The following is a 20,223-nucleotide window of genomic DNA, read 5'->3' as shown; positions in this document are numbered from 1 at the left end:
TTTTATTTTATTATTCGACTGAACCATTTTGTTGATATGGTGCGTCAGGTCGTACTATGCCTACAATACCGCTTACAATTAGCCACTTGTTATTCTTTTTCTTTAAAATACGTGCTATGCGGAGGTAATAATTATATGTTTCTTCACCACGTATAAAATCAGAATTGACACCATAAATTATTGTAGCTAAAGTTGCACCCTCATCCATTTGGATAGAAACATCACGAAGTTCACCATAATCAATTTTGTCGTAATCCTGCCATTGTTTTTCAATAGCTTTTTTGAAATCAGCAAATGTTTTAATAACTTCAGATGAATCGGTACCAAAAAATATTACTTCGTCAGCAAGTGTTTCTACAACTTTGCCAAAATTTTTATCTTCAGAAGCTCTGTGATAGTCTTCTATAACTTTTTTTACTTGTTCTTTTTCCTCCTCTAATTCAAGTGGTGAAAGATAAGTTTTTTTAGGACTGCATGCACTCAAAACTATAAGTGATGCCAAAATGAGTAACAATAATCTCTTCATTTTTCTACTCCTTTTTAGTAAATTTTTATTTAAAAGAACTTTGGTACAAGATTTGTCAAAAAACATTATATTATAATTGTCAATTTTCAATATGTTAAAATAATAAAATAAAAAGGAATAACCAAATGAATATTGCAAAAATATCTACAAATGTTGTAGAAACTTATATTCCTAAGGAAATTAAGTTCGACCCTGCTAAGCAAAAAAATGATGTTTCTTACGGAAATAACAGCAAGAAACTGAACAATTGGCAAGAGGAAATCCTTATTGGCGCCATTGACAAGCTGGTTAATAATATTCAAGTGGACAATAGTCACCCCCTCGGAATGTCTAAAAATGCTCCAATTGAATCTTATGCAGAAGCTGTAAAAGTATTATCAGAAATTAATTCTGATAATTATTCTGATAATTTGAAAAATTTCGGTTCACAAGCTCAGGCAAATGTATCGGCTGAAACTTTTCTTCAGTTGATACTGGAAAATTAATTTTATATTTGAAAATATTTGAACTAGTTATTTAAATTTGCCAATCCGGTAATTAATTTCCGGATTTATGGCGTTGAATAAAATATATCATCAAGGCAATAAAATGCTGTCTTACAAATATGCTTCTGAGACAGCCATGTTTTTATTTGCCTTGTTTTTGGATTTTATTTTGAATCTGATTTACGCTTTTTCCTCTGGTAATTCTTCGATAATTTTAACTCCGGAGCTGGTACCAATTCTTGAAGCACCGGCTTCGACAAATGTCAATGCCTGCTCAAGATTTCTAATGCCTCCTGATGCTTTTATTCTGACATTTTCTCCGATAAACTCCCTGAAAAGATAAATGTCTTTCAAATCTGCACCCGCTAAAGAAAATCCTGTAGATGTTTTTATATAGTCAGCACCGGCTTCGGTGATAATTTTGCACATTTCAATCTTTTGATAATCACTTAGAAGACAGGTTTCGATGATAACTTTTAATATTGCATCATTCGAATGGCAAAGTTCGGCAAGAGCTTCTATTTCCTCTTTGACATAAGCAAATTCCTTATTCATAAGGGCAGGGAGGTTGATAACCATATCCAGTTCGGTACATCTGTTTTCAATTAGCGATTCTGCTTCCTCAATCTTAGTACTTATATAATTTGCACCGAGAGGAAATCCTACTACAGAGCATACTGCTACACCCGAGCCGTCAAGAAGATTCGCAGCATAGCCGACATAGCGGGGTAGTACACATACAGATGCAAAGTGATATTTAGCTGCATCACGGCAAAGATTTTCGATATCTGAATACTTTGAATCCGGTTTTAATATGGTACTGTCTATAGTTTTTGCTAATTCAATCCTACTAATATTCATTTTTATTACTTTTTTGAAATTTGATACATATTAGAATACATAAATACAAAATATTTAGTAAAAAATTGAAAATTATTTTGCTATGTTAATAAATATACATATATTTGTAGTTCTAAAATTTGTAAGTTGAAATAAAGTATTTTTAAACTTTATACAGCAGGATCTAATGAATTATACTGGACCTAAAGTAAAAATATCGAGGAAACTCGGAATAAACCTGACCCCGAAAGCCGGAAAAGTGTCAACGCGCAAGCCATATCCTCCGGGAGCACATGGTGGCAATAAAAGACGTGCCAAGCAATCTGACTATGGTCGCCAATTGTTAGAAAAACAGAGATTGCGTTTGCAGTACAACTTGTCTGAAAAACAGATGGCTAATTTCTATAAAAAAGCCGCTTCGCAGACAGGTAACACAGCTGACCTGCTGGTACAGTTGATTGAAACAAGACTTGACGCACTTGTATATCGAGCAGGTCTTGCACCGACAATTTATGCTTCAAGACAGTTTATCGGTCATGGACACATTTTTGTAAATGGTAGGAGAGTAACTATTCCTTCTTATCACGTACGTGTTAACGATTTGATTTCTGTTAAAGAAAAAAGCAGAAAAATTGATTCTATTCAGGAAACTATACGATTAGTCAATGCTCCGCCATATCTTGAAGTATCTAAAGCAGATTTCTCAGCAAAATTATCTTACATACCTCATAAAGAAGAAGTTCCAATTCAATGTGAACTTCCCCTTGTAGTAGAGTATTACTCAAGATAATATTCTGAAATGTTATTTTTTCAAGCCTTCTCCCTTATACGGCGAAGGCTTTCTTTATTTTTATATCGCTATTTTGAAATAATTATAATCAATTATACGTAATTTAAAAAAATAATCGTATTTTTGGTTTTTTTGAAATAATATAATTCAATTTAAGATTAATATGTCAAAATCAGCTATTTATGCCGGAACATTCGATCCGATTACAAACGGACACGTTGATGTAATAGAAAGGGCATGTGAAATGTTCGATAAAGTTTATGTGGTAATTGCCGTAAATTCCAAAAAAGTTACTCTTTTTTCTGAAGAGGAGCGACTCGAAATGATTAAATCTGCTCTTGAGCATCTACCAAATGCGGATGTAATTATCAATCATAAGCTTACTGTCGAAGTTGCAGAGGAAAAAAATGCAATCGCTATGGTTAGAGGTATAAGAGCGGTCTCTGATTTTGAGTATGAATTTCAGATTGCACTTATGAACAGAAAATTATCACCAAATATTTATACAGTATTTTTGACACCTCATGAAAAATATACATATCTGAATTCAAGTATTATTCGTGAAATGGCTAAATATGGAAAAGATACAAGTGAATTTGTTCCGCATTTGGTAGCTGCAAAATTGAAAGAAAAATTTAATTTTTAAAATATTTTCAAAAAAAAGTGAAAAAAACAATTTTTTTTGAGACATTTTTCAAGTTAATGTGTTACTCTTATTGTATGAAGTTGCAAAAACTATTTTAGTTTTTTGAAAATTGCTCTTTTGCTAAAAAGGAGTAGCAAATTATGAAGACAAAATTACAGTATTTAATCTGGTTGATTATCCTTTCACTGCTGAATTTCACAGAAGTTTCAGCGGAGTACAACCGTTTTGTTAATTCCAATATCGGAACAGAATTTTGGCTGACTGTACCGCCTGCATTAATTGAATCAGGCAATACTGAAGGCAATTTCGTCAAGATATTTGTAAATTCAGATGCAGAAACTAATGTTCGTGTCGAAGTGCCCGGAAAGAATTATGCCCGAACAGCTAAAGTACTTCCAGGCATAAGCTATGAATTTAATATCGAACCAAAAACAGCTCAGCCATATATAAAGACAGGACTTGATCCTGTATTCCCAAGCGAAATTTACAAGGGGGCGGGCATTTACATAAAATCTGAATATCCGGTGTCTGTAAATGTGGTTGTAAGATATAATTCGACCGGCGAAGGATTTCTTGCACTACCTGTGAATGTATTAGGAAATGATTATATCGTATCTTCTTATGGCGATGCTTCAGTATATTATCCTGTTTATAACAGCTTCCCGTCACTTTCAGGCATAGTTGCCGCTTATGACGGTACTGAAGTGAATTTCACACTTGGTGGCAATTCTTCAACCGAGACTTCTTCAGGGCAGAAACCCGGCGAAACAATCAAGAAAATTTTGAACAAAGGCGATGTCTGGATGATTTCCTCAAAGGGTCGTGATGCTGACCTAAGCGGTAGCAAGGTTTCTTCAAGTAAGCCGGTAGCAGTAATTTCAGGTAGCTATTCAGCAAATATTCCTTTAATAAATAAATATTCGGGTTACCTTGCAGAAGCAGAAATACCAACATATACTTGGGGAAAAACCTACTACATACCAAATGTTTACGGCAGGAAGTATAGTCCTGTTGTAAGAATTTATGCTAAGGAGCCAATGACTGATGTTATGATTGACGGCATTTTTTATGGCACAATTTCAAAGTCCGGTGGAATTATTGGAGAAGGTTACTTTGAAGTTAGGATGAATGAAATCACGGGCAATAATTTCGGTAGAATCAGTAGCGATAAACCTATTAATGTTGTTCTGTATAATTCAGGTGTTGAAGAAGACGGACTTCCCGAACCTCCGGGAGCACCATTCCAGATGAATATCACTCCCGTTGAACATTTTCAAAAGGAGATGCACTTTTCTATTCCTGCACAGTTACCTTCACCTACATTTGCTAATAATTATTTGAATATTATTTACAAAACAGATTCTGATGGCAGTATTCCGGAAGATTTTTTAATTGGAAAATACTCACTTGGAAAATTGAATTATAAAACTTTACGCTCTGAGGCAAGGCTCGAATCTTTCCGATTTACTGGGACTGAATACGCATTGCTTGTAATCAAACCCGAAGCAACAGGAAGCTATGTACTAAAAAGCTCAAGCAGTTTTACAGCATATTTTTACGGTTATAATTCAAGCTCGGCTTATGGTTCTACCGCAGGATTAAAATTGGATTTGCTGAACTCTGAGGACAAAGACCCTCCACACATCTCATGGGATATAAATTGCGATGGTATTATTAATGGCATAACCGAAGATATGCCGGAAGATGCCGAGATTCGGAGTAATCTTGCAGGCTCGGTTTTCCTTAGCGACGAATCAATGAACGTAGTAAGAGGTAATTTTGAGCAGATATTGCCGGGAATTACTGGCAAAGCCGAGTGGTCTATTCGTATAGTTGATCTAAATAAAGACGCAAAAGCATCTGTACTTTTTTGGGATTTTGCAGGTAATTTCAGCAAAGCCGATATTTTCTACAAAGCACAAAATACCGAATTACGGAAGAAGTATGAAAATTATGGCTCATTCAAAATCGGCGATGATAAACTGTCAAGAGAGTTTAGAATTATAAATAATTCTGATTCTATTTTTACATTAAGCAAATTAGAACTTCAATCAGGAAGCAATGGTTTCAGAATTTCTGATAATTCGGATTTGCCTCTAAAAATTCAGAAAGATGAATCATATACTTTTCATGTTGAATTTTCTCCTTCTGAAATTGGAACATTTATTGATTCCATCGGATTTGGTGATAATTGCAGGTTCTTTTTTGCAGGGATGGTTGAAGCGACTGTCGGCAGCCCTGTAATTGAAGTAACTGACGTTTATTTTGGTGACTTAACAATTGGCGGAATTGATACAGCTTATTCAATAATTTCAAATACCGGTGTAACGGAGCTTATCCTGAAAGATTATCTTCCTCCAACAAACAGTGATTTTTCAATTGTATTCGAGAGGGAATTTTCAACTGATTCACCTGTTACACTTCAGCCAGGCGAGAATTTCACAATGGCTGTAATTTTTGAGCCGTCAAGACTTGGGGATTATGCCGATTCAGTTGTAATACTCAGCGATGCAATTTCACGTGATAATATTTGCCTCATTAAAGCACGAAGCATAGAACCCGGACTTGTTGCAGGCTCTTATGACTGGGGACGTAAGCGGATTTTCAGAAATGAGTTCCCATCAGGTCCGTATCAAATTGAAAATCAAACAAGCAGTATCACACTTCAAAACACAGGTAATGCAGAAATATTAATTTCCGGTATTGAAATTTCTGATGCAGTAAGTCCTGAAGCATTTGAGTTTAATCGTCAGGTATTCACTAACCTCAGAATTCCGGCTGGTGAAAAATTCGATTTCAAAGTAAATTTCAGACCTGTTAAAATAGGTCAACATTATCTAAAAATTAGATATATCAATAATTTCGGAAGTATTACAATATCGGAGCTATCCGGATTTGGTACTGTGCCGAGAATAAATTCTCAAATTATAACGTTTGATACAACAATTGTTGACAATTATGATGCTCCATCAATCCGCAGAATTGAAATAAAAAATCTCTCACAGGAAGAATGGCAGTATGCTGATACTGCTAATATTTACGACTTTTTTACGAACAATGAAGAGCAAATTTCAGAAAAATGGGCGTATTTCGGAAATAGTGGTTTCAAGATAGACAAACAAGTTGCAAACTTTCCAATACAACTTCTGCCTGGCAGGTCTTATATATTGGTTGCCGGATTTGTGCCAGGAATTGAAGGTGAACACAAAGCAACAATGCAAATCATCAGCGATGGCATTGACACTGCAAATATTCAATTAATTGGCAATGGTATGTTACAGGCTCTCACTTTCAGTGGAGGAATCGGTGAAGCTTGTGTTGGGTTTGAGACTATAATCTCTGGCGAAGTTAAGAATAATAGTAAACGCGATATTGAAATTGCAGAAGTGCTTATTGATGAGTATTCTGCTGAATTTACTCTTTCCGACAAATCACTCAAAAATGGTTTTTTCCTGAAAGCAGGTGAATCAAAAAATATTGAACTAAATTATAAACCAATATCTATCGCAAATGATGAAATTGAAGTTATTGTGGTAGAATCACGAAGCCCAACCTTGAGAAAATCAGCAAAATACTATGGCAATCCTGTCAGATACACGACTGATTTGATTTCAAGCCCTGCAATGCAATCAGCAAGCATAGGCGAAACTATCAGTAATGAAGTAAGGTTTACTACGAATCAAAATCTTGAAGGATTGAAATTGAACGAACTCAGTGTATCAGTATTATTCGATGAGCATATTCTGAAACCTGATTTGGCTTCACTTACTCTAAGCCCTGAAATAGCAGGTTCTTTCAGCATTCATAAAATAGACCTTACTGAAATTGGCAAGTTGAATTTTAGAATCAAGTCGATATCGAATGATGAAATTACTCTAGATAGTGACCTGTTCAGGCTTGATTTCTTACTATACTATCCGAATGATTATTCCGAACTTACTGATATTCAATATATTATTGAGCCGATTGATAATGAATGTGTAGTAGTCAATAATACAATTTCAAGAGTTATTATCAATCCTGTTTGTGGAAATGATTTGAGGGTAATTAATCTCGGCTCTGATAAATATTTTCTTGGTAATGTAAGCCCAAATCCGGTTTACGGGAATGTTGCCGAGATTAATTTCGGAATTGGAATTTCAGCTCATACCGAGCTAATAATATACAACAGTATCGGGATCATAGTAACTGAAGCGATTAATCATTTTCTTGAAAAAGGTGAGTACTCCGCAATGATTGACACAAGAATTTTGAATTCCGGAGCTTATTATTATATAATTAAGTCGGGACCATTCGTTGATAAAGGCAAATTACTTATCAGTAAGTAAAATTTTGTCAATATTTTTCATACTGTTATGATTTATTTTTGGTATTTATAGATAATTTAACTTATTTTTGAAATTGATTATTTCTTTAATAAATATATTAATTCAAAAATATGCACTTTTTGTTTGGAGCAGGCGGAACAGGCGGACATCTTTATCCGGCACTCGCTGTAGCAGGCGAGCTTATGAAAATCGTACCTGAATGTAAAATTACGTTTGCAGGCAGAGTTGATAAAATTGAAGGTACAAAAGTTCCTGCATTTGGCTATGAATTTCTTCCTGTTGATATTGAAGGACTCAGCTTCAAGCCTAACCCCGCAACACTACAGAATTTTGTAAAACTTTTTAAAGCTAGAAACAAAGTCTATAATTTTATAAAGCAAAATAAGTGCTCTGCAGTTATTGTTGCAGGTGCTTATATAAGCATACCCCCCGGATTTGCCGCAGCAAAATCTAAAACGCCGCTTTTTCTGATGGAGTCTAATGTCAATCCCGGAAAAGCAATTTCGCTTCTTACAGCCCGCTCCAAAGCCGTATTTACTTCATTTGAAGATAGTGCAAAATATTTTCCTCAAAAATGGAGAAAGAAAATATTTTTTACAGGAAATCCAGTAAGACAGGACTTTTTGTTACCGATAAATAAAAAAGATGCGAAAAATAAAATCGGAATAAATCCTGACAAAAAGACGATTTTGATTTTTGGAGGAAGTCTTGGTGCTAAATCCATAAATGAATTTGTAGCTGCAAATCTTGATAATTTAAGCAGAATAAATGCTGATATTATTTGGCAAACAGGTGGAAATTTTGAATTTTCAGATAATATTCCTGATAATATCCATCAGCATAATTATATTGACGATATGTCCCTTTATTACTCTGCGGCTGATTTGATTGTCTGCCGTTCGGGTGCTTCGACAGTATCAGAGCTTACGCTTACCGGCAAGCCTTCAGTACTTGTACCTTTGCCTTCTGCATCAAATAATGAACAGCTTCGAAATGCCGAGATTATGGCTCGAATTGGTGCATCGGAATTAGTTTTAAATAATGAATTAAATTCTAAATTGCTTAGTATCGTCAATGAATTAGTTGCAGATGAAAATAAGCTTTTAAGAATGTCTGAGAGTGCAGGAGAACTCGCTAAACCGGATGCCGCAAAAGATGTTGCAAATAAAATACTGGAAATGATTGGCTGATTATGAATCAAGAAAATAAAAAAAGTGAAATTGAGTTTACACAGACGATTGATTTCTACTGGAGAGCAATTGCTGTCTATGGTGTGATTTTGATTGTTTATAGTTTGGCATTTGGCACTATCGAAGAGGGCAGATTTGAAATCAATGCTACAAATCCAATCGTTTTGCTACTTATTATTATAATAATTGGTACTACAATTTCCCTTCTTTACCGTCTTTCAAGAAAGCGGGCAATAGTAATTGGTGAAGATTTCATCATTTTCAAAAGCCGTTTCAGAGAGAAAATTTATAAATTAAACGATATTAAACAAATTATTTTTGCAAAGGAACGAATTTTCAGGACACGGCGAAAATATAGTGTCATAAAATTAAAAGTCAACCAGAGAAAGCTTATGCTCAGAATTCGCCCGTCTGCATTTGATAATGAAATTCTGATGGTCAAGATGTTACAGTCACTGGCAAAAAAAATAAACTGATATATGAGCAAAACTTTAATTATAATTTCAACAATATTACTTATTTCAACGATGCATTTGGCTGGTGCTGCCGAGAAATATTCAATCCAATTTACAAAAACAAATTACGAAATTTATGACTCTATGGCAGTTGATTTTGCAGAAAAAATATTTGAAAACTATATCAAACAAAATTACAAAGAAATCAATTATGAGATAAATAATATTGAGGCATCGGGACTAATCGAAAAGGCTTTGGTTGATATTTGTTTGAATAACAATATTGAAATTATTAGTGATACATTGCAACATCTGTCTCATATAATAAAAATTAATCGGTTCGAGACCAAATATTATGAAATACAATCAAGCAAAGATTCTCTTCACCGGAAGATTGAGTTTGACGCAATTTTATATGGTGATTTTAAAGGAGTCAGAACATTTCATCTTGAAAATTCAGACATTGTAAGCAGAGAAGACGTTCCTTTACTCGAAAGCCGCTCTGCCACTTATGTCAATTCGGCAGTACCTCCCCGAAAAAAAACATTCTACGAGAAGGCACTTGAACCTGCAATTTTAGTCTCTGCAGCAATTTTAAGCGTTATAATTTTATTTACAGTCAGGTCGAATTAGTTGAGCAAATCAAGTAAATCCATACCTAAGTCATGATAATTTATATAGAAATTATAGTCTGTGACATGGTCAATTGATAAAACGCACGGGCTTTCACTTCCGGGAGTATTACATCCGCACATAGTTCCTTCTTCCGTAGTCTGAAATCCGCAGTTTTTGCAATCATCATCGCTTTCGCAAATGACTATAAACGGATGCAGGGCTGTTAGTTCGCTTTGATTGTACTCGCCTTCGTAGTGAACATTTGCCTGAAAAATTTCGCCTTTGGTTGTTTCCATAACAAATGATACATATTTAGATTTGCTATCGCTTTTTTCTTCAAAGCTTATAACACGGCTGAGTCCACCCTTGACTTCATTGAAATAAGCAATTGTTGAAGGTATAATGCTTTTTGTAAAATCTCCGTCAAATTTTGATACTTCGGCATTGGAATTGTCGGTTTCGTCTTCAATGACTTTTTCAGTTTCGCTGCAAGAAATAATCATCGAAACAGAAAGTAAAACTAATATTATAAATTTAAAATCTGCAAAGAATTTCATTAAAATCTCCCAAAATTAACAATTATTTCAAAAGCGAATAAACAAAATAGTCAAAAAAATAGTGTAATTAAGTTTCGTTTTATCTATTTCATTTAAATTTCGCTCATTTTGTTACAGTTTTTGTAATTATCTATTTCAAAATCTGCAAAAAAAGAATTTTCATTTTTTTTTTAAATTTTAAAGCATTAGATTTGCTTTTTTTGAGAAGCAAAAATATAAAATAATATGTATTTGAAGATAACTTTAGTGTTTATTTTGATATTCTTTATTGTTGATAGCAAAGTATCAAACGGCGGGATTGATTCTGCTATCGTTCATAATGAAACTTTCTATATCGGATTTACCCCACTTGATTCTTCATATTCTCTTACCAAACTCTCAAATTCTCTTAATGCTGTAATTGCAAACAACGGAAAGAATCTTGGCTCGACAAACTTCGGAATTGGTGTATATTCCTTAAATCAAAAAAAATGGTATTACAGCCGGAACGCTGACAAACTATTAACACCTGCATCCACAACAAAACTATTTACAACATATACTCTATTAAGACAAATTGGTTCGGAAGCCTATATTTCTACAGAAGTTTATCATGACGGAACAATACAGCCCGATGGTATCATAAAAGGCAATATTTACATATACGGTAAAGGTGATGCTCTGTTTTCAACTTCTGACCTTGAAGTATTAGCAGATAAAGTTCGAAAATCAGGTATTCGGAAAATTACAGGTAATGTGTATTCAGATGGTACATTCTATGATGATGAAACTGAAAGAATTGTTTACAGTCGCGATAAAGATGTTGTTCAGGCAACACCACCTATAGCTGCTCTCAATATTGACAGAAATGCTGCAACCATAATTGTCAAGGCAGGTCCCAGAGCAGGTGACCCTCCGAGTGTTCAGGTGATTCCATTTTCCGATTCGCATATAATTATTAATAATGCTAAAGTGGGCACAGTAAAATCTAAAAAAGCCGGAATCAGAGTAAACACAAAAATGCTGCCTGATGGTCGTCAGCAGTTCATTACTTCAGGTAATATTAAGCCAAATTCTACTTTTACATATCAGCATTTGATACATAATCCCCCATTAACAATTGCTGGTGCATTCAAAAACAGACTAAAAGCCGGCGGTATTGTAATTGATGGTGATTTCGGTGTAGTTTCCAGAGCTGAAAGTGATTCTATTAAATCAGATTACAAATATATAGCCGACTTTAAAAGACCCGTTTTTGACATAATCAACCCTGTAAATAAGGATAGTGATAATTATCTTGCTGAGATTTTATTCAAAATGATTGGTGCAAATTACGGTAATCGTCATGATAATGCACCGTCAACACGCAAATTTATGGATAGCTTATTTACCAAAGATAATATTGAATGTAATAAATGTAAACTCAATGACGGCTCAGGGCTTTCGAGGAGAAATGTTGTAACGACTGAGTCACTTATCGGCATTCTGAATAATGCAACATACTATGAATTTTATGATGATTTCAAAAATTCTCTTTCAATTGCAGGCGAAGACGGCACTTTACGAAAAAGGATGAAAGGTACAAATGCCGAAAAAAATCTTCTCGGGAAGACCGGAACTTTAAGAAATGTTAGTGCACTTGCAGGTTATGTCAGAACTCTTGACGGTGATAATTTGGTATTCGCATTTATTTTCAACGGTCCCAATGTAGGTGTTTATAAACTAATTGAGAATGAACTTAGTAAAATACTGTCAGATTTTTATTTTGAAACAGTACCACTTGATAATCCGGCAGGGAGATGAATAAGCAGTTTCGCACAATATTACTTCACACAGTCTTATTTATAGTTGCATTAGTGATGATATTTCCTCTCTTTTGGATGGTACTTCTTTCGTTGAAAGAGTTTCCGGAAAGATATTCTACATTTGTAGCGCTACTGACATCTGATTTTACTTTACAAAATTACATTGATACACTAAGCTCAGATATTTTCGGAGTATATTTTTTAAATTCATTCCTTGTGGCTTCAGTTGTGACGGCAGGAAATTTGATTTTATGCACCATGGTAGCCTATGCTTTTGCCCGTAGGAAGTTTTTTGCCAAGGAATTTTTATTTGTCTCTGTACTTGCTGTTCTGATAATCCCGCCCCATGTTGTAATGATACCACTTTACAGAATGATGGTAAATTTCGGATGGATTAATTCCTATTATTCTTTGATAGTTCCATGGCTTGTAATGCCATTCGGAATTTTTCTCATCAGGCAATATATATCTACAATTCCTACTGATATTGAAGATGCCGCAAGAATGGACGGAGCCGGTGAATGGTATATTTTATTCAGAATTGTAATGCCGCTTTGCAGACCGATACTTACAGTTCTTGCGATTTATATTTTTCTTGGTAACTGGAATTCATTCCTTTACCCTTATTTATTTACTACTGATGATGCTTTCCGAACATTGCCTGTTGGGCTTACATTTTATTTAGGAAAGCAGTCAATTGATTGGGGACATCTTATGGCTGGAGCAGGAATTTCAGCATTGCCTGTTTTGATAATTTTCTTGTTTTTCCAGAAGCAAATAATTAAAGGTTTGACCGCAGGAGCACTGAAAGAGTAAAATTTTACTTAAAAAGAGGTTAAAAAACATTAATTTGTTAAAAAAAATAACTTTTTGGGGTTATTTCGCTAATTATTAACAAAAACTAATAGTTAATTTGACTAAAATTTACTAAATTTATATTTGAAAATATTACAAGTTATAAAAAGATATTTTTTGATAATGAAAAAAGGGATATTTTACATATTATTGTTTTTGATTTCTGTCAACATCCTCAAATCTGAGGATACAGAGTCATATAAACTTTCCTCCTATGAAGGTCTGCACTTTATGGTTGGCTTCATGGAGAATGAGTCCAATATTGCTGCACCGGTAAAAAATCTTGAACAAAAAATATTTATTTCATCAAATTACGATGCCACACTTCAAGTTAAGTTCGGCACACTCAGCCCTGTTCAATATCTTGTTAAAAAGAACGATATTCTTTCTATAACAGTTCCAAATGGTTATGAAAACAGTCGCTCAGAAGAAAAATTACGCAATTTAGTTGAAATAACCAGTGATTATCCTATTGCTGTATATGCATATTCGAGCATACCGCTTTCGACAGACAGTTATTCAGTGATACCAATATCAAACTGGGGCAAAGAGTACATAGCTGTATCTCTTCCAAATGACCAGTATCACTCAGGAGCTATTACTTCTATACTTGATTCTATAAGAGATTACACTCCTCGTTCGAGCCAAATTATGATTATGGCTGCTTACGACGATACTAAGATAACCATTATTCCGAGCAGTCTTACACGCAAGGTCATGCAAGTTGGTCAAAGTTATGAAGTAACTCTCCAAAAAGGACAGAGCTACCTCGTTCAGTCATGGCAATACGGAAGGGGCTTTGGCGATATGACAGGCACTATTGTTCGCTCTGATAAGCCGGTCGGATTCTTAACCGGACATGTGAGATCTGCTCTGACTCAGGGATATTCCCAACAGCCGCCTGACTCCAAAGACCATTTAATTGAAATGTTGATGCCGACTTCTGCGTGGGGACAAACTTTTGTCTCTGTACCTTTTGGTACAAATCCTAAAAATGGCGACTATTTCAAGCTTGTGACTAAAGATAAAAATGTTGTTGTTGACATCCTTACCGGTGGCAACAACATTGAATACAGATTAAATAATAATACTTCTCAGGTGATTGCCGGTTTGAACCAGCCGGCGCTTTGGCGAGCATCAGCACCTGTACAGCTCGCTCAGTTTATGTACCGCACTGCAGATACAACTGAATCGTTTCTGTATGACCCTTCAATAGTAATTCTCCCGCCTGTAGAGCAATTTGTCAACAGGATTATGTTTAATACTCCCGACGAAAGCTTCGTCAATTCCGAAGGCGTAAAGTTCACAGACCATTATGTTACTGTTGTAGCAAGCAGAGAGGCACTTGGTTTTCTCAAACTTGATGGAGTACTTGTTAGTTCAATTTCTGAGATTGGACAACAACCCATTGAAGGCACAAATTTATTTTGGGCAAGACTTCCGCTATCTTCCGGAAAGCATGAGCTGATTTCCCTCGAAGGAAGATTTGCAGGAGTACTTTTCGGTGTAGGTAGATTCGATTCCTATGCTATGACTCTGGGTTGCTCACTTCAGAATCCTTTCTCTGATGACAATATTGACCCTACGATTACAGTACAGGAAGATTGCGGAAACCTTAAGGGCACTATTACTGATGTTATAAATTCCGAAAGTTATGGCATTTATTATGCGTGGGTTCAAACCGACTCAACATTTAATTATAAGTGGAAAATTGACCCTATAAGTTCCGATGCTGAAGTTATTACATTTACTGCCGAACCAATTGATAAATTTAAGGATGGGAAATTTATTATTGATTATCTCGATAAAGGTGGAAATAAGGGAAGATATGTATTTTTCTATGATGCTATAAATATTGAATATCCTAAAGAAATTTTACTTCCGAATATTGATTATAATGATAGCTTATGTATTGAATTTAAAGTCAAAAACAATGGCAAACGGGCAATTGAATTGCTTCGTTCACAAATTACTAATGATTCCCGAATTTCACTATATTCAAATCCTGAAATACCTGAAGTATTGTCACCTGATGAAGAAGTCATATTTAAAATTTGCTTAGACCCAAAAGGCAATTCCAGCTCATTTTATGGTAAAGTCAATTTGTTTTTTGGATGTGATGTTGAATTTGAAATTCCTTACAGAGGCGATTTGATTGCTCTCGAGCTTGAGACGCGTGGACTTGATTTCGGTGAAGTTCAAGTAGGTAAGACAAATTGCTCATCAATTTCGATTACTAATAACGGAAATTCTGAAGTACTGATTACCGAACTCAAGTTTGAAGAAGTATTTGAAATTGACACTACAGGAATATTCCCATACATTCTTGCACCGGGTGAAACGTTATACATTCCGGTCTGCTTTTCTCCTGAAGAGAGGATGGATTATTCTGTAAACGTTATATTTATAAATGAATTCGGCATAAATACCAATGCTGATATAAGAGGTACCGGAGTAGCCCCTCTCGTTGAAAGTCTTGTTTACGATTTTGGTGCATTCAGGCTCGGAAGCAGTAAATCCATTACTCAGGAATTGGTTAACAGTGGTAATCAGAATGTACAAGTGATTTTTAGCGAGTTTTTAACTCCAATAAATATTGATGATAATATTTCAGAAATTCTTCAGTTCAAAAACGGGATGTCTGTAGCTAAAAATTCGTCAACGGAGCTTGCTCTTGAGCTAACTATGAGCAATATGAACGACTACGAGGTTACGGCATCATATAATACAAATTGGGAACTTCACCCCGAACTGACGATAACTGCTCTCGGTAAAGCCACACTACCTCAAATTCGTACAGCTAATGTTAATTTTGGAAATATCAATGTGTTTTCCGAAAAAGAGTTAACAGAAGATATCATATTTTCCGAGGGTAATGAAATATTGACTATTGATGAGGTTTTCATAGTTGGTGGTGATACTGAATCCTTTGAATTCAATTTAGAAAATTTGAAGAATTTTACAATTCAGGAAAATAATTCCTATTCTGCTACAATTTTATTTAAACCAAACCGTATTGGATTTCACGAATTGACATTGGGTGTAATTCATGATGCGAAAGTCAACTTTCTCCGAGATACTGCCTATGTTATTCTAAGCGGCACTGCCGGTGGACCTGATGATTATGATGTTGAAATAAGTTTAGAAAGCGGCTCGGTTTTTGCGTGTGTATATACCGATGCAAAGGTAAAAATTCATAATAAAGGAATTAAATCCTTGCTCACAGGACTTGCTCTTGAAAAGTCGAATGAAGATTTCGTTGCTGAGATATTAGGATTTGAAGAAAGATTTATCGAAACAGGTGAAACTGCCGAATATGATATAAGAATTTTTGCCCAAAATGGTAAAGGCGGTATTGTAAAAGTTATCGCTACGTTCTTTGATACGGATACCTTGACTGAAGAATTTGAAGTTAATCCGATTTCGGATATAATTGATATTGATGATTTAAACAAAATTTCTTATGCAGCAGGTGAAATTATTGAGCTAACAATTAGCGGAAAATTTCCTTATGCAATTGACACACTAACTTCATTTAATCTTACTTTAGATGTCAATTCTTCATATTTATTCCTCAGAAACGAAAATATTTCATTAAATTTGAACAAAAATGGTGAAATTTTAAAATATAATTTGAATATTTCAAAAACAAAGAATAAATTAGTGTTCTTTACAAATGAAAATTTGATAAATATTTTTCAAAATTTGGAATGGAGTGTTGATTTACAGTTTTTAGGACTACTTTCGGATAAATTGGAAGGCAGTTGGAATGTTTCAGTGAGTGACGGAAAATGCTTCATTGATGGCAGTTCAACTTTAAATACCCTTCTTGACAGTGTGTGTGTATTTGAGGCAAGACATGTTACAATTGACAAAAATAAGCCACATGCAAATATTTATCCAAATCCTGCGGGAGATATACTAAGAATAAAAACTATGTTTCCTGAGGCAGTTGAGAATGCCAAAGTAAGCATAACAAACAGTTTAGGAATAAATTTTACTTTGAAAGAAAATGTTTTTATAAATAAAGGTACCGGCTTTTTGGAATTCGATGTCAGCAATTTTGCAAACGGCACTTATTTCCTGAAGTTTGAAACTGAAATTTTGCAAAAAAATATATTATTTGTTATTATCAGATAAAAGAGGTGTTGTATGAAGCTTCGTTTTTTACTGGCTTTTTTAATTTTAATTATGGTGATACCGGGTTCCAACCTGCTTTCGCAAGGTTCCAACCCGCTCGTACCCGATTACAAAAGACCGCCGGTCTATATTGGTCCTGTTCTCGGCTATAATCGCTCGATGCATACTGTTGATTTAGCATCATTTGATGATGCCATTTGTCCGAGATTTGAAGATGGACAATCAAACGGCTTTTTCGTTGGTCTTTCATTCGAACAACATTTAGGTAAAGATGCATTATCTTCAACTTCTTCATTTATTTTCAGAGTATTATATAATACTATGCCTGCAAGTCTTGAAGTGTCAGAAAACCCTATTCCGTCATTGATCACTATAGTTGATGGTGCAGGAAATCCTCAGGGAGAAGATGTGATAAATTCTTCAACACTTCACACACAGGATATTACATACTCGCTTGTAACTGCTGAAGTAATGTATAAAATCAATCCTATACCTGGCATTCCACTTGGGTTTGTTGTGGGTCCTACTTTTGACTTTGCTATGGCTCGTAATCAGGACCAAAGATACAAACTTGTTCAGCCGCTTGAAGCTCAGTTCAGACGCAATCAAGGAGCTATTGACCAGTTTGGCTATCAATATGTTGATAACGACCGCACAATCATTGTAAAAGAAGGTGAAATACCGGAATCAAGTGGTTTTAGATTCGGTATCAAAGCAGGTATGCAGTTTGAATTAACCGCTCCGGGTTTTGTTGTTGTACCGGGGATTGCATATAATTTTGGCATTACAAACCTTAGTACTGCTGAAAACTGGCGTGTAAATGCTCTGCAAGTTGGTGTTGATGTGAGATTCGCTCTCTAACACAGTCAATTAAATAAAGTTTTATTGAAAGCACATCTTATACAAAGGATGTGCTTTTTTTTAGTATGAATGTTATAAATAATGATGTCTCATTGTATTGATAAGGCAATATACCGAAATGTAGCAGTAGTTATAATATAACGGTTTTTTCTTTAGCAGGGGTTTGCCTTAAATGGATTATTGTAATTTATAGAAGGCTGTTTTTATACAAAGGGATTTCCATCCGTATAAACATATTAGATGTATGATTTGAAAGGTGTTACTAAGTTTGAGGACATGAATATTTCTGTCCCGTCATAATAATTTCTGACGGGACAGAAATGCAATTTAAAACTATAAATTTTCTTTAAAATCGTGAGGCAGACCACATTCCATCTTCAGACGTTCCATCATTTGATATTCTTTGAAACCATTTGATTGCCAGAAATGGACTTTATTTGTAACAAGTCGCTCTTTGCCGCTTATTTCGCCTGTAATTCTTACATAGCAACCGCCTTCCTCAAGCTCACGAATAATAAATTTATACTGAAATCTTGCATTTTCCCATATCCCTCCTCTTATGAATGGAAGTTCCACACTATAATACTTAAGATTCCTCAATACTGTATCACCCAGAGCAAATACACAGTAGTCAGATTGAAGTGTACCTCTGTAAAGACCATCATCTCCAGCACGCGGATTCTTTGTTATAATCATACAGTTGATATCCTCAATACACTTGATTGCTGATTCCCATACTTTCTCGAAATCTAAATTCAAGGTATCTTCATACTTTTCCTTTAGGTACGGGAATCTGGTATCAACCTGCTCCTTGCTCCGCCAGTCATCGTCCTGAGCAAAAAGTGGCAATGTTAACATTAGCAGCAATATAGATACTAATGAAATTCTAATTGTCGTAGTAAATATTTTCACCTTTTTCAAACTCCTTATAACATTTTTTAAATATTTCAAAAATAAGTTTTCAATTTAACAAAAAAACATCAGAAAATCAAATATATTCTATATAAACCGGCGAGCCGCCTTCTGATAGAGAACGATTTGCCGCCTCAAGAAGTTGAACTACATATAATCCCGACTCTCCGTCTGTATCAGTTTCTCTATTGTTGACGATACAATCATGGAAATGTGTACATTCAAAAGCAAGAGCTTCGAAATTTTTTATCGCAGGAGAATGCATATCTCCTGTACGATATTGAATCAGAGCATTATAAATATCTTCTCTCGAGCTGATATCAACACCACTGTCAAAAATCTTGATTTTTGAAACAGTTTCCATATCATCAAAAACCAGCATTTTCTTAGAGCCGCCGAAAATAATCTGTCGTATTTTAACCGGGGACATCCAATTAACATTGATGTGGGCAATACTGCCATCTTCGAAATTTATAGTCAGAAATGCAAGTGAAGCAATATCTTTTTCATTATATTTTAGCAACGGTTTACCTGTTGCAGATACACTCACAGGCTTCTTGCCGATTGTATAGGCTAAAATTGATAAATCATGCGGAGCCAAGTCCCAAATTACATTGACATCGTGTTGGAACAATCCAAGATTAATCCTGACTGAATCAAAGTAAAGAATGTCACCGAGCTGACCTGATGATATTAATTCTTTGATTTTGCGAACAGCAGGAGTATAAATAAATGTATGATCAACGTGAAGAAGCTTACCATTTTCTCTTGCAAGTTTCAATAATTCCTGCGCCTCTTCAGATGAAGAAGTTAGCGGCTTTTCAACCCATGTATGCTTTCCGCTTATAAGCGATGACTTAGCAAGTTCGAAGTGCGTACTCACAGGAGTTGCAATCACTACAGCATCTACGTTTTTATCATCAAAAATAACTTCCGGAGAGCCTACTGCTTCAGCATCTTGATAAGATGAAGATAATTTTGCAAGTTGTTTAGAATCTGTATCACAAATATATTTTAAATTCCAGTCTGAGGAATTATTGAAGTTCCTTATTATATGATTACCCCAGTAACCACAACCAATTACAGCAACATTTAACATTTTAGTTTCAATTTTGTTATAAATTATAATTACAAATAAAATCATAATTTTAGAAATAAACTAATATTTATTGAAAATAATTCATATAATCAATATTTTGCATCATGTTTAGATAATATATACAATGAAATTACGTTTTT

Annotated in this window: 16 protein-coding genes; 11 read left to right on the top strand and 5 right to left on the bottom strand. The window is 34.7% G+C overall.

Annotation, left to right across the window (positions count from 1 at the left end):
- Positions 1–10: 10 nt before the first annotated feature.
- Complete coding sequence (locus tag KF896_09695; protein ID MBX3043979.1) at positions 11–526, bottom strand: nuclear transport factor 2 family protein; 516 nt, start codon at positions 524–526, stop codon at positions 11–13.
- A 125-nt stretch (positions 527–651) separates the two neighbouring features.
- Between KF896_09695 and KF896_09690 the strand changes: the two genes are divergently transcribed.
- Positions 652–1,011 carry a hypothetical protein gene (locus tag KF896_09690; protein MBX3043978.1) on the top strand — a complete coding sequence of 120 codons (360 nt, stop codon included), beginning with the start codon at positions 652–654 and terminating at the stop codon, positions 1,009–1,011.
- Between the two features lie 180 nt (positions 1,012–1,191).
- On the opposite strand, the gene deoC is transcribed toward KF896_09690, so the two are convergent.
- On the bottom strand, positions 1,192–1,866 hold the full coding sequence (deoC, locus tag KF896_09685) for a deoxyribose-phosphate aldolase (GenBank protein ID MBX3043977.1): 675 nt from the start codon (positions 1,864–1,866) through the stop codon (positions 1,192–1,194).
- Between the two features lie 172 nt (positions 1,867–2,038).
- Here deoC and rpsD point away from each other — a divergent pair, with 172 nt between their 5' ends.
- The 6 genes from rpsD (at position 2,039) to KF896_09655 (ending at position 9,893) form a co-directional block, all read left to right on the top strand.
- On the top strand, positions 2,039–2,641 hold the full coding sequence (rpsD, locus tag KF896_09680) for a 30S ribosomal protein S4 (GenBank protein ID MBX3043976.1): 603 nt from the start codon (positions 2,039–2,041) through the stop codon (positions 2,639–2,641).
- Between the two features lie 163 nt (positions 2,642–2,804).
- On the top strand, positions 2,805–3,287 hold the full coding sequence (coaD, locus tag KF896_09675) for a pantetheine-phosphate adenylyltransferase (protein MBX3043975.1): 483 nt from the start codon (positions 2,805–2,807) through the stop codon (positions 3,285–3,287).
- Between the two features lie 140 nt (positions 3,288–3,427).
- A complete protein-coding gene (locus KF896_09670; GenBank protein ID MBX3043974.1) occupies positions 3,428–7,615 on the top strand; it encodes a hypothetical protein in 4,188 nt (1,395 codons plus the stop codon).
- 110 nt (positions 7,616–7,725) lie between these two features.
- A complete protein-coding gene (murG, locus tag KF896_09665) occupies positions 7,726–8,805 on the top strand; it encodes an undecaprenyldiphospho-muramoylpentapeptide beta-N-acetylglucosaminyltransferase (protein ID MBX3043973.1) in 1,080 nt (359 codons plus the stop codon).
- Between the two features lie 2 nt (positions 8,806–8,807).
- Entirely contained in the window at positions 8,808–9,281 is a 474-nt protein-coding gene (locus tag KF896_09660) for a hypothetical protein (GenBank protein ID MBX3043972.1), read from the top strand.
- Positions 9,282–9,284: 3 nt separating this feature from the next.
- Positions 9,285–9,893 carry a hypothetical protein gene (locus tag KF896_09655; GenBank protein MBX3043971.1) on the top strand — a complete coding sequence of 203 codons (609 nt, stop codon included), beginning with the start codon at positions 9,285–9,287 and terminating at the stop codon, positions 9,891–9,893.
- On the opposite strand, the gene KF896_09650 is transcribed toward KF896_09655, so the two are convergent.
- Complete coding sequence (locus tag KF896_09650; protein MBX3043970.1) at positions 9,890–10,432, bottom strand: hypothetical protein; 543 nt, start codon at positions 10,430–10,432, stop codon at positions 9,890–9,892. The two genes, KF896_09655 and KF896_09650, sit on opposite strands and share 4 nt — an antisense overlap.
- Before the next feature lie 225 nt (positions 10,433–10,657).
- Between KF896_09650 and dacB the strand changes: the two genes are divergently transcribed.
- From dacB to KF896_09630, 4 genes are all read left to right on the top strand, one after another.
- Positions 10,658–12,214, top strand: coding sequence for a D-alanyl-D-alanine carboxypeptidase/D-alanyl-D-alanine-endopeptidase (gene dacB, locus KF896_09645; protein ID MBX3043969.1), 1,557 nt, complete (start codon positions 10,658–10,660; stop codon positions 12,212–12,214).
- On the top strand, positions 12,211–13,032 hold the full coding sequence (locus KF896_09640; GenBank protein MBX3043968.1) for a carbohydrate ABC transporter permease: 822 nt from the start codon (positions 12,211–12,213) through the stop codon (positions 13,030–13,032). Before dacB ends, KF896_09640 begins: the two co-directional genes overlap by 4 nt.
- A 162-nt stretch (positions 13,033–13,194) precedes the next feature.
- Positions 13,195–17,211, top strand: a complete 4,017-nt coding sequence (locus KF896_09635; protein MBX3043967.1) for a choice-of-anchor D domain-containing protein — start codon at positions 13,195–13,197, stop codon at positions 17,209–17,211.
- Between the two features lie 12 nt (positions 17,212–17,223).
- Entirely contained in the window at positions 17,224–18,072 is an 849-nt protein-coding gene (locus KF896_09630; protein MBX3043966.1) for a hypothetical protein, read from the top strand.
- A gap of 333 nt (positions 18,073–18,405) precedes the next feature.
- On the opposite strand, the gene KF896_09625 is transcribed toward KF896_09630, so the two are convergent.
- Complete coding sequence (locus KF896_09625; protein ID MBX3043965.1) at positions 18,406–18,984, bottom strand: hypothetical protein; 579 nt, start codon at positions 18,982–18,984, stop codon at positions 18,406–18,408.
- A gap of 76 nt (positions 18,985–19,060) precedes the next feature.
- Complete coding sequence (locus KF896_09620) at positions 19,061–20,083, bottom strand: Gfo/Idh/MocA family oxidoreductase (protein ID MBX3043964.1); 1,023 nt, start codon at positions 20,081–20,083, stop codon at positions 19,061–19,063.
- Positions 20,084–20,223 lie beyond the last annotated feature (140 nt).

Source organism: Ignavibacteriota bacterium (assembly GCA_019637995.1).
Taxonomy (GTDB): domain Bacteria; phylum Bacteroidota; class Ignavibacteria; order Kapaibacteriales; family UBA2268; genus JANJTB01.
The sequence above is the reverse complement of the archived record's forward strand: the minus strand, read 5'-3'. Positions and strand labels throughout refer to the sequence as shown.

Excerpts from the sequence above, each read along its gene's own strand:
- KF896_09695 (MBX3043979.1), bottom strand. The coding sequence starts at position 526 with ATGAAGAGATTATTGTTACTCATTTTGGCATCACTTATAGTTTTGAGT.
- KF896_09690 (MBX3043978.1), top strand. The coding sequence starts at position 652 with ATGAATATTGCAAAAATATCTACAAATGTTGTAGAAACTTATATTCCT.
- rpsD (MBX3043976.1), top strand. The coding sequence starts at position 2,039 with ATGAATTATACTGGACCTAAAGTAAAAATATCGAGGAAACTCGGAATA.
- coaD (MBX3043975.1), top strand. The coding sequence starts at position 2,805 with ATGTCAAAATCAGCTATTTATGCCGGAACATTCGATCCGATTACAAAC.
- KF896_09670 (MBX3043974.1), top strand. The coding sequence starts at position 3,428 with ATGAAGACAAAATTACAGTATTTAATCTGGTTGATTATCCTTTCACTG.
- murG (MBX3043973.1), top strand. The coding sequence starts at position 7,726 with ATGCACTTTTTGTTTGGAGCAGGCGGAACAGGCGGACATCTTTATCCG.
- KF896_09660 (MBX3043972.1), top strand. The coding sequence starts at position 8,808 with ATGAATCAAGAAAATAAAAAAAGTGAAATTGAGTTTACACAGACGATT.
- KF896_09655 (MBX3043971.1), top strand. The coding sequence starts at position 9,285 with ATGAGCAAAACTTTAATTATAATTTCAACAATATTACTTATTTCAACG.
- KF896_09650 (MBX3043970.1), bottom strand. The coding sequence starts at position 10,432 with ATGAAATTCTTTGCAGATTTTAAATTTATAATATTAGTTTTACTTTCT.
- dacB (MBX3043969.1), top strand. The coding sequence starts at position 10,658 with ATGTATTTGAAGATAACTTTAGTGTTTATTTTGATATTCTTTATTGTT.
- KF896_09640 (MBX3043968.1), top strand. The coding sequence starts at position 12,211 with ATGAATAAGCAGTTTCGCACAATATTACTTCACACAGTCTTATTTATA.
- KF896_09635 (MBX3043967.1), top strand. The coding sequence starts at position 13,195 with ATGAAAAAAGGGATATTTTACATATTATTGTTTTTGATTTCTGTCAAC.
- KF896_09630 (MBX3043966.1), top strand. The coding sequence starts at position 17,224 with ATGAAGCTTCGTTTTTTACTGGCTTTTTTAATTTTAATTATGGTGATA.
- KF896_09620 (MBX3043964.1), bottom strand. The coding sequence starts at position 20,083 with ATGTTAAATGTTGCTGTAATTGGTTGTGGTTACTGGGGTAATCATATA.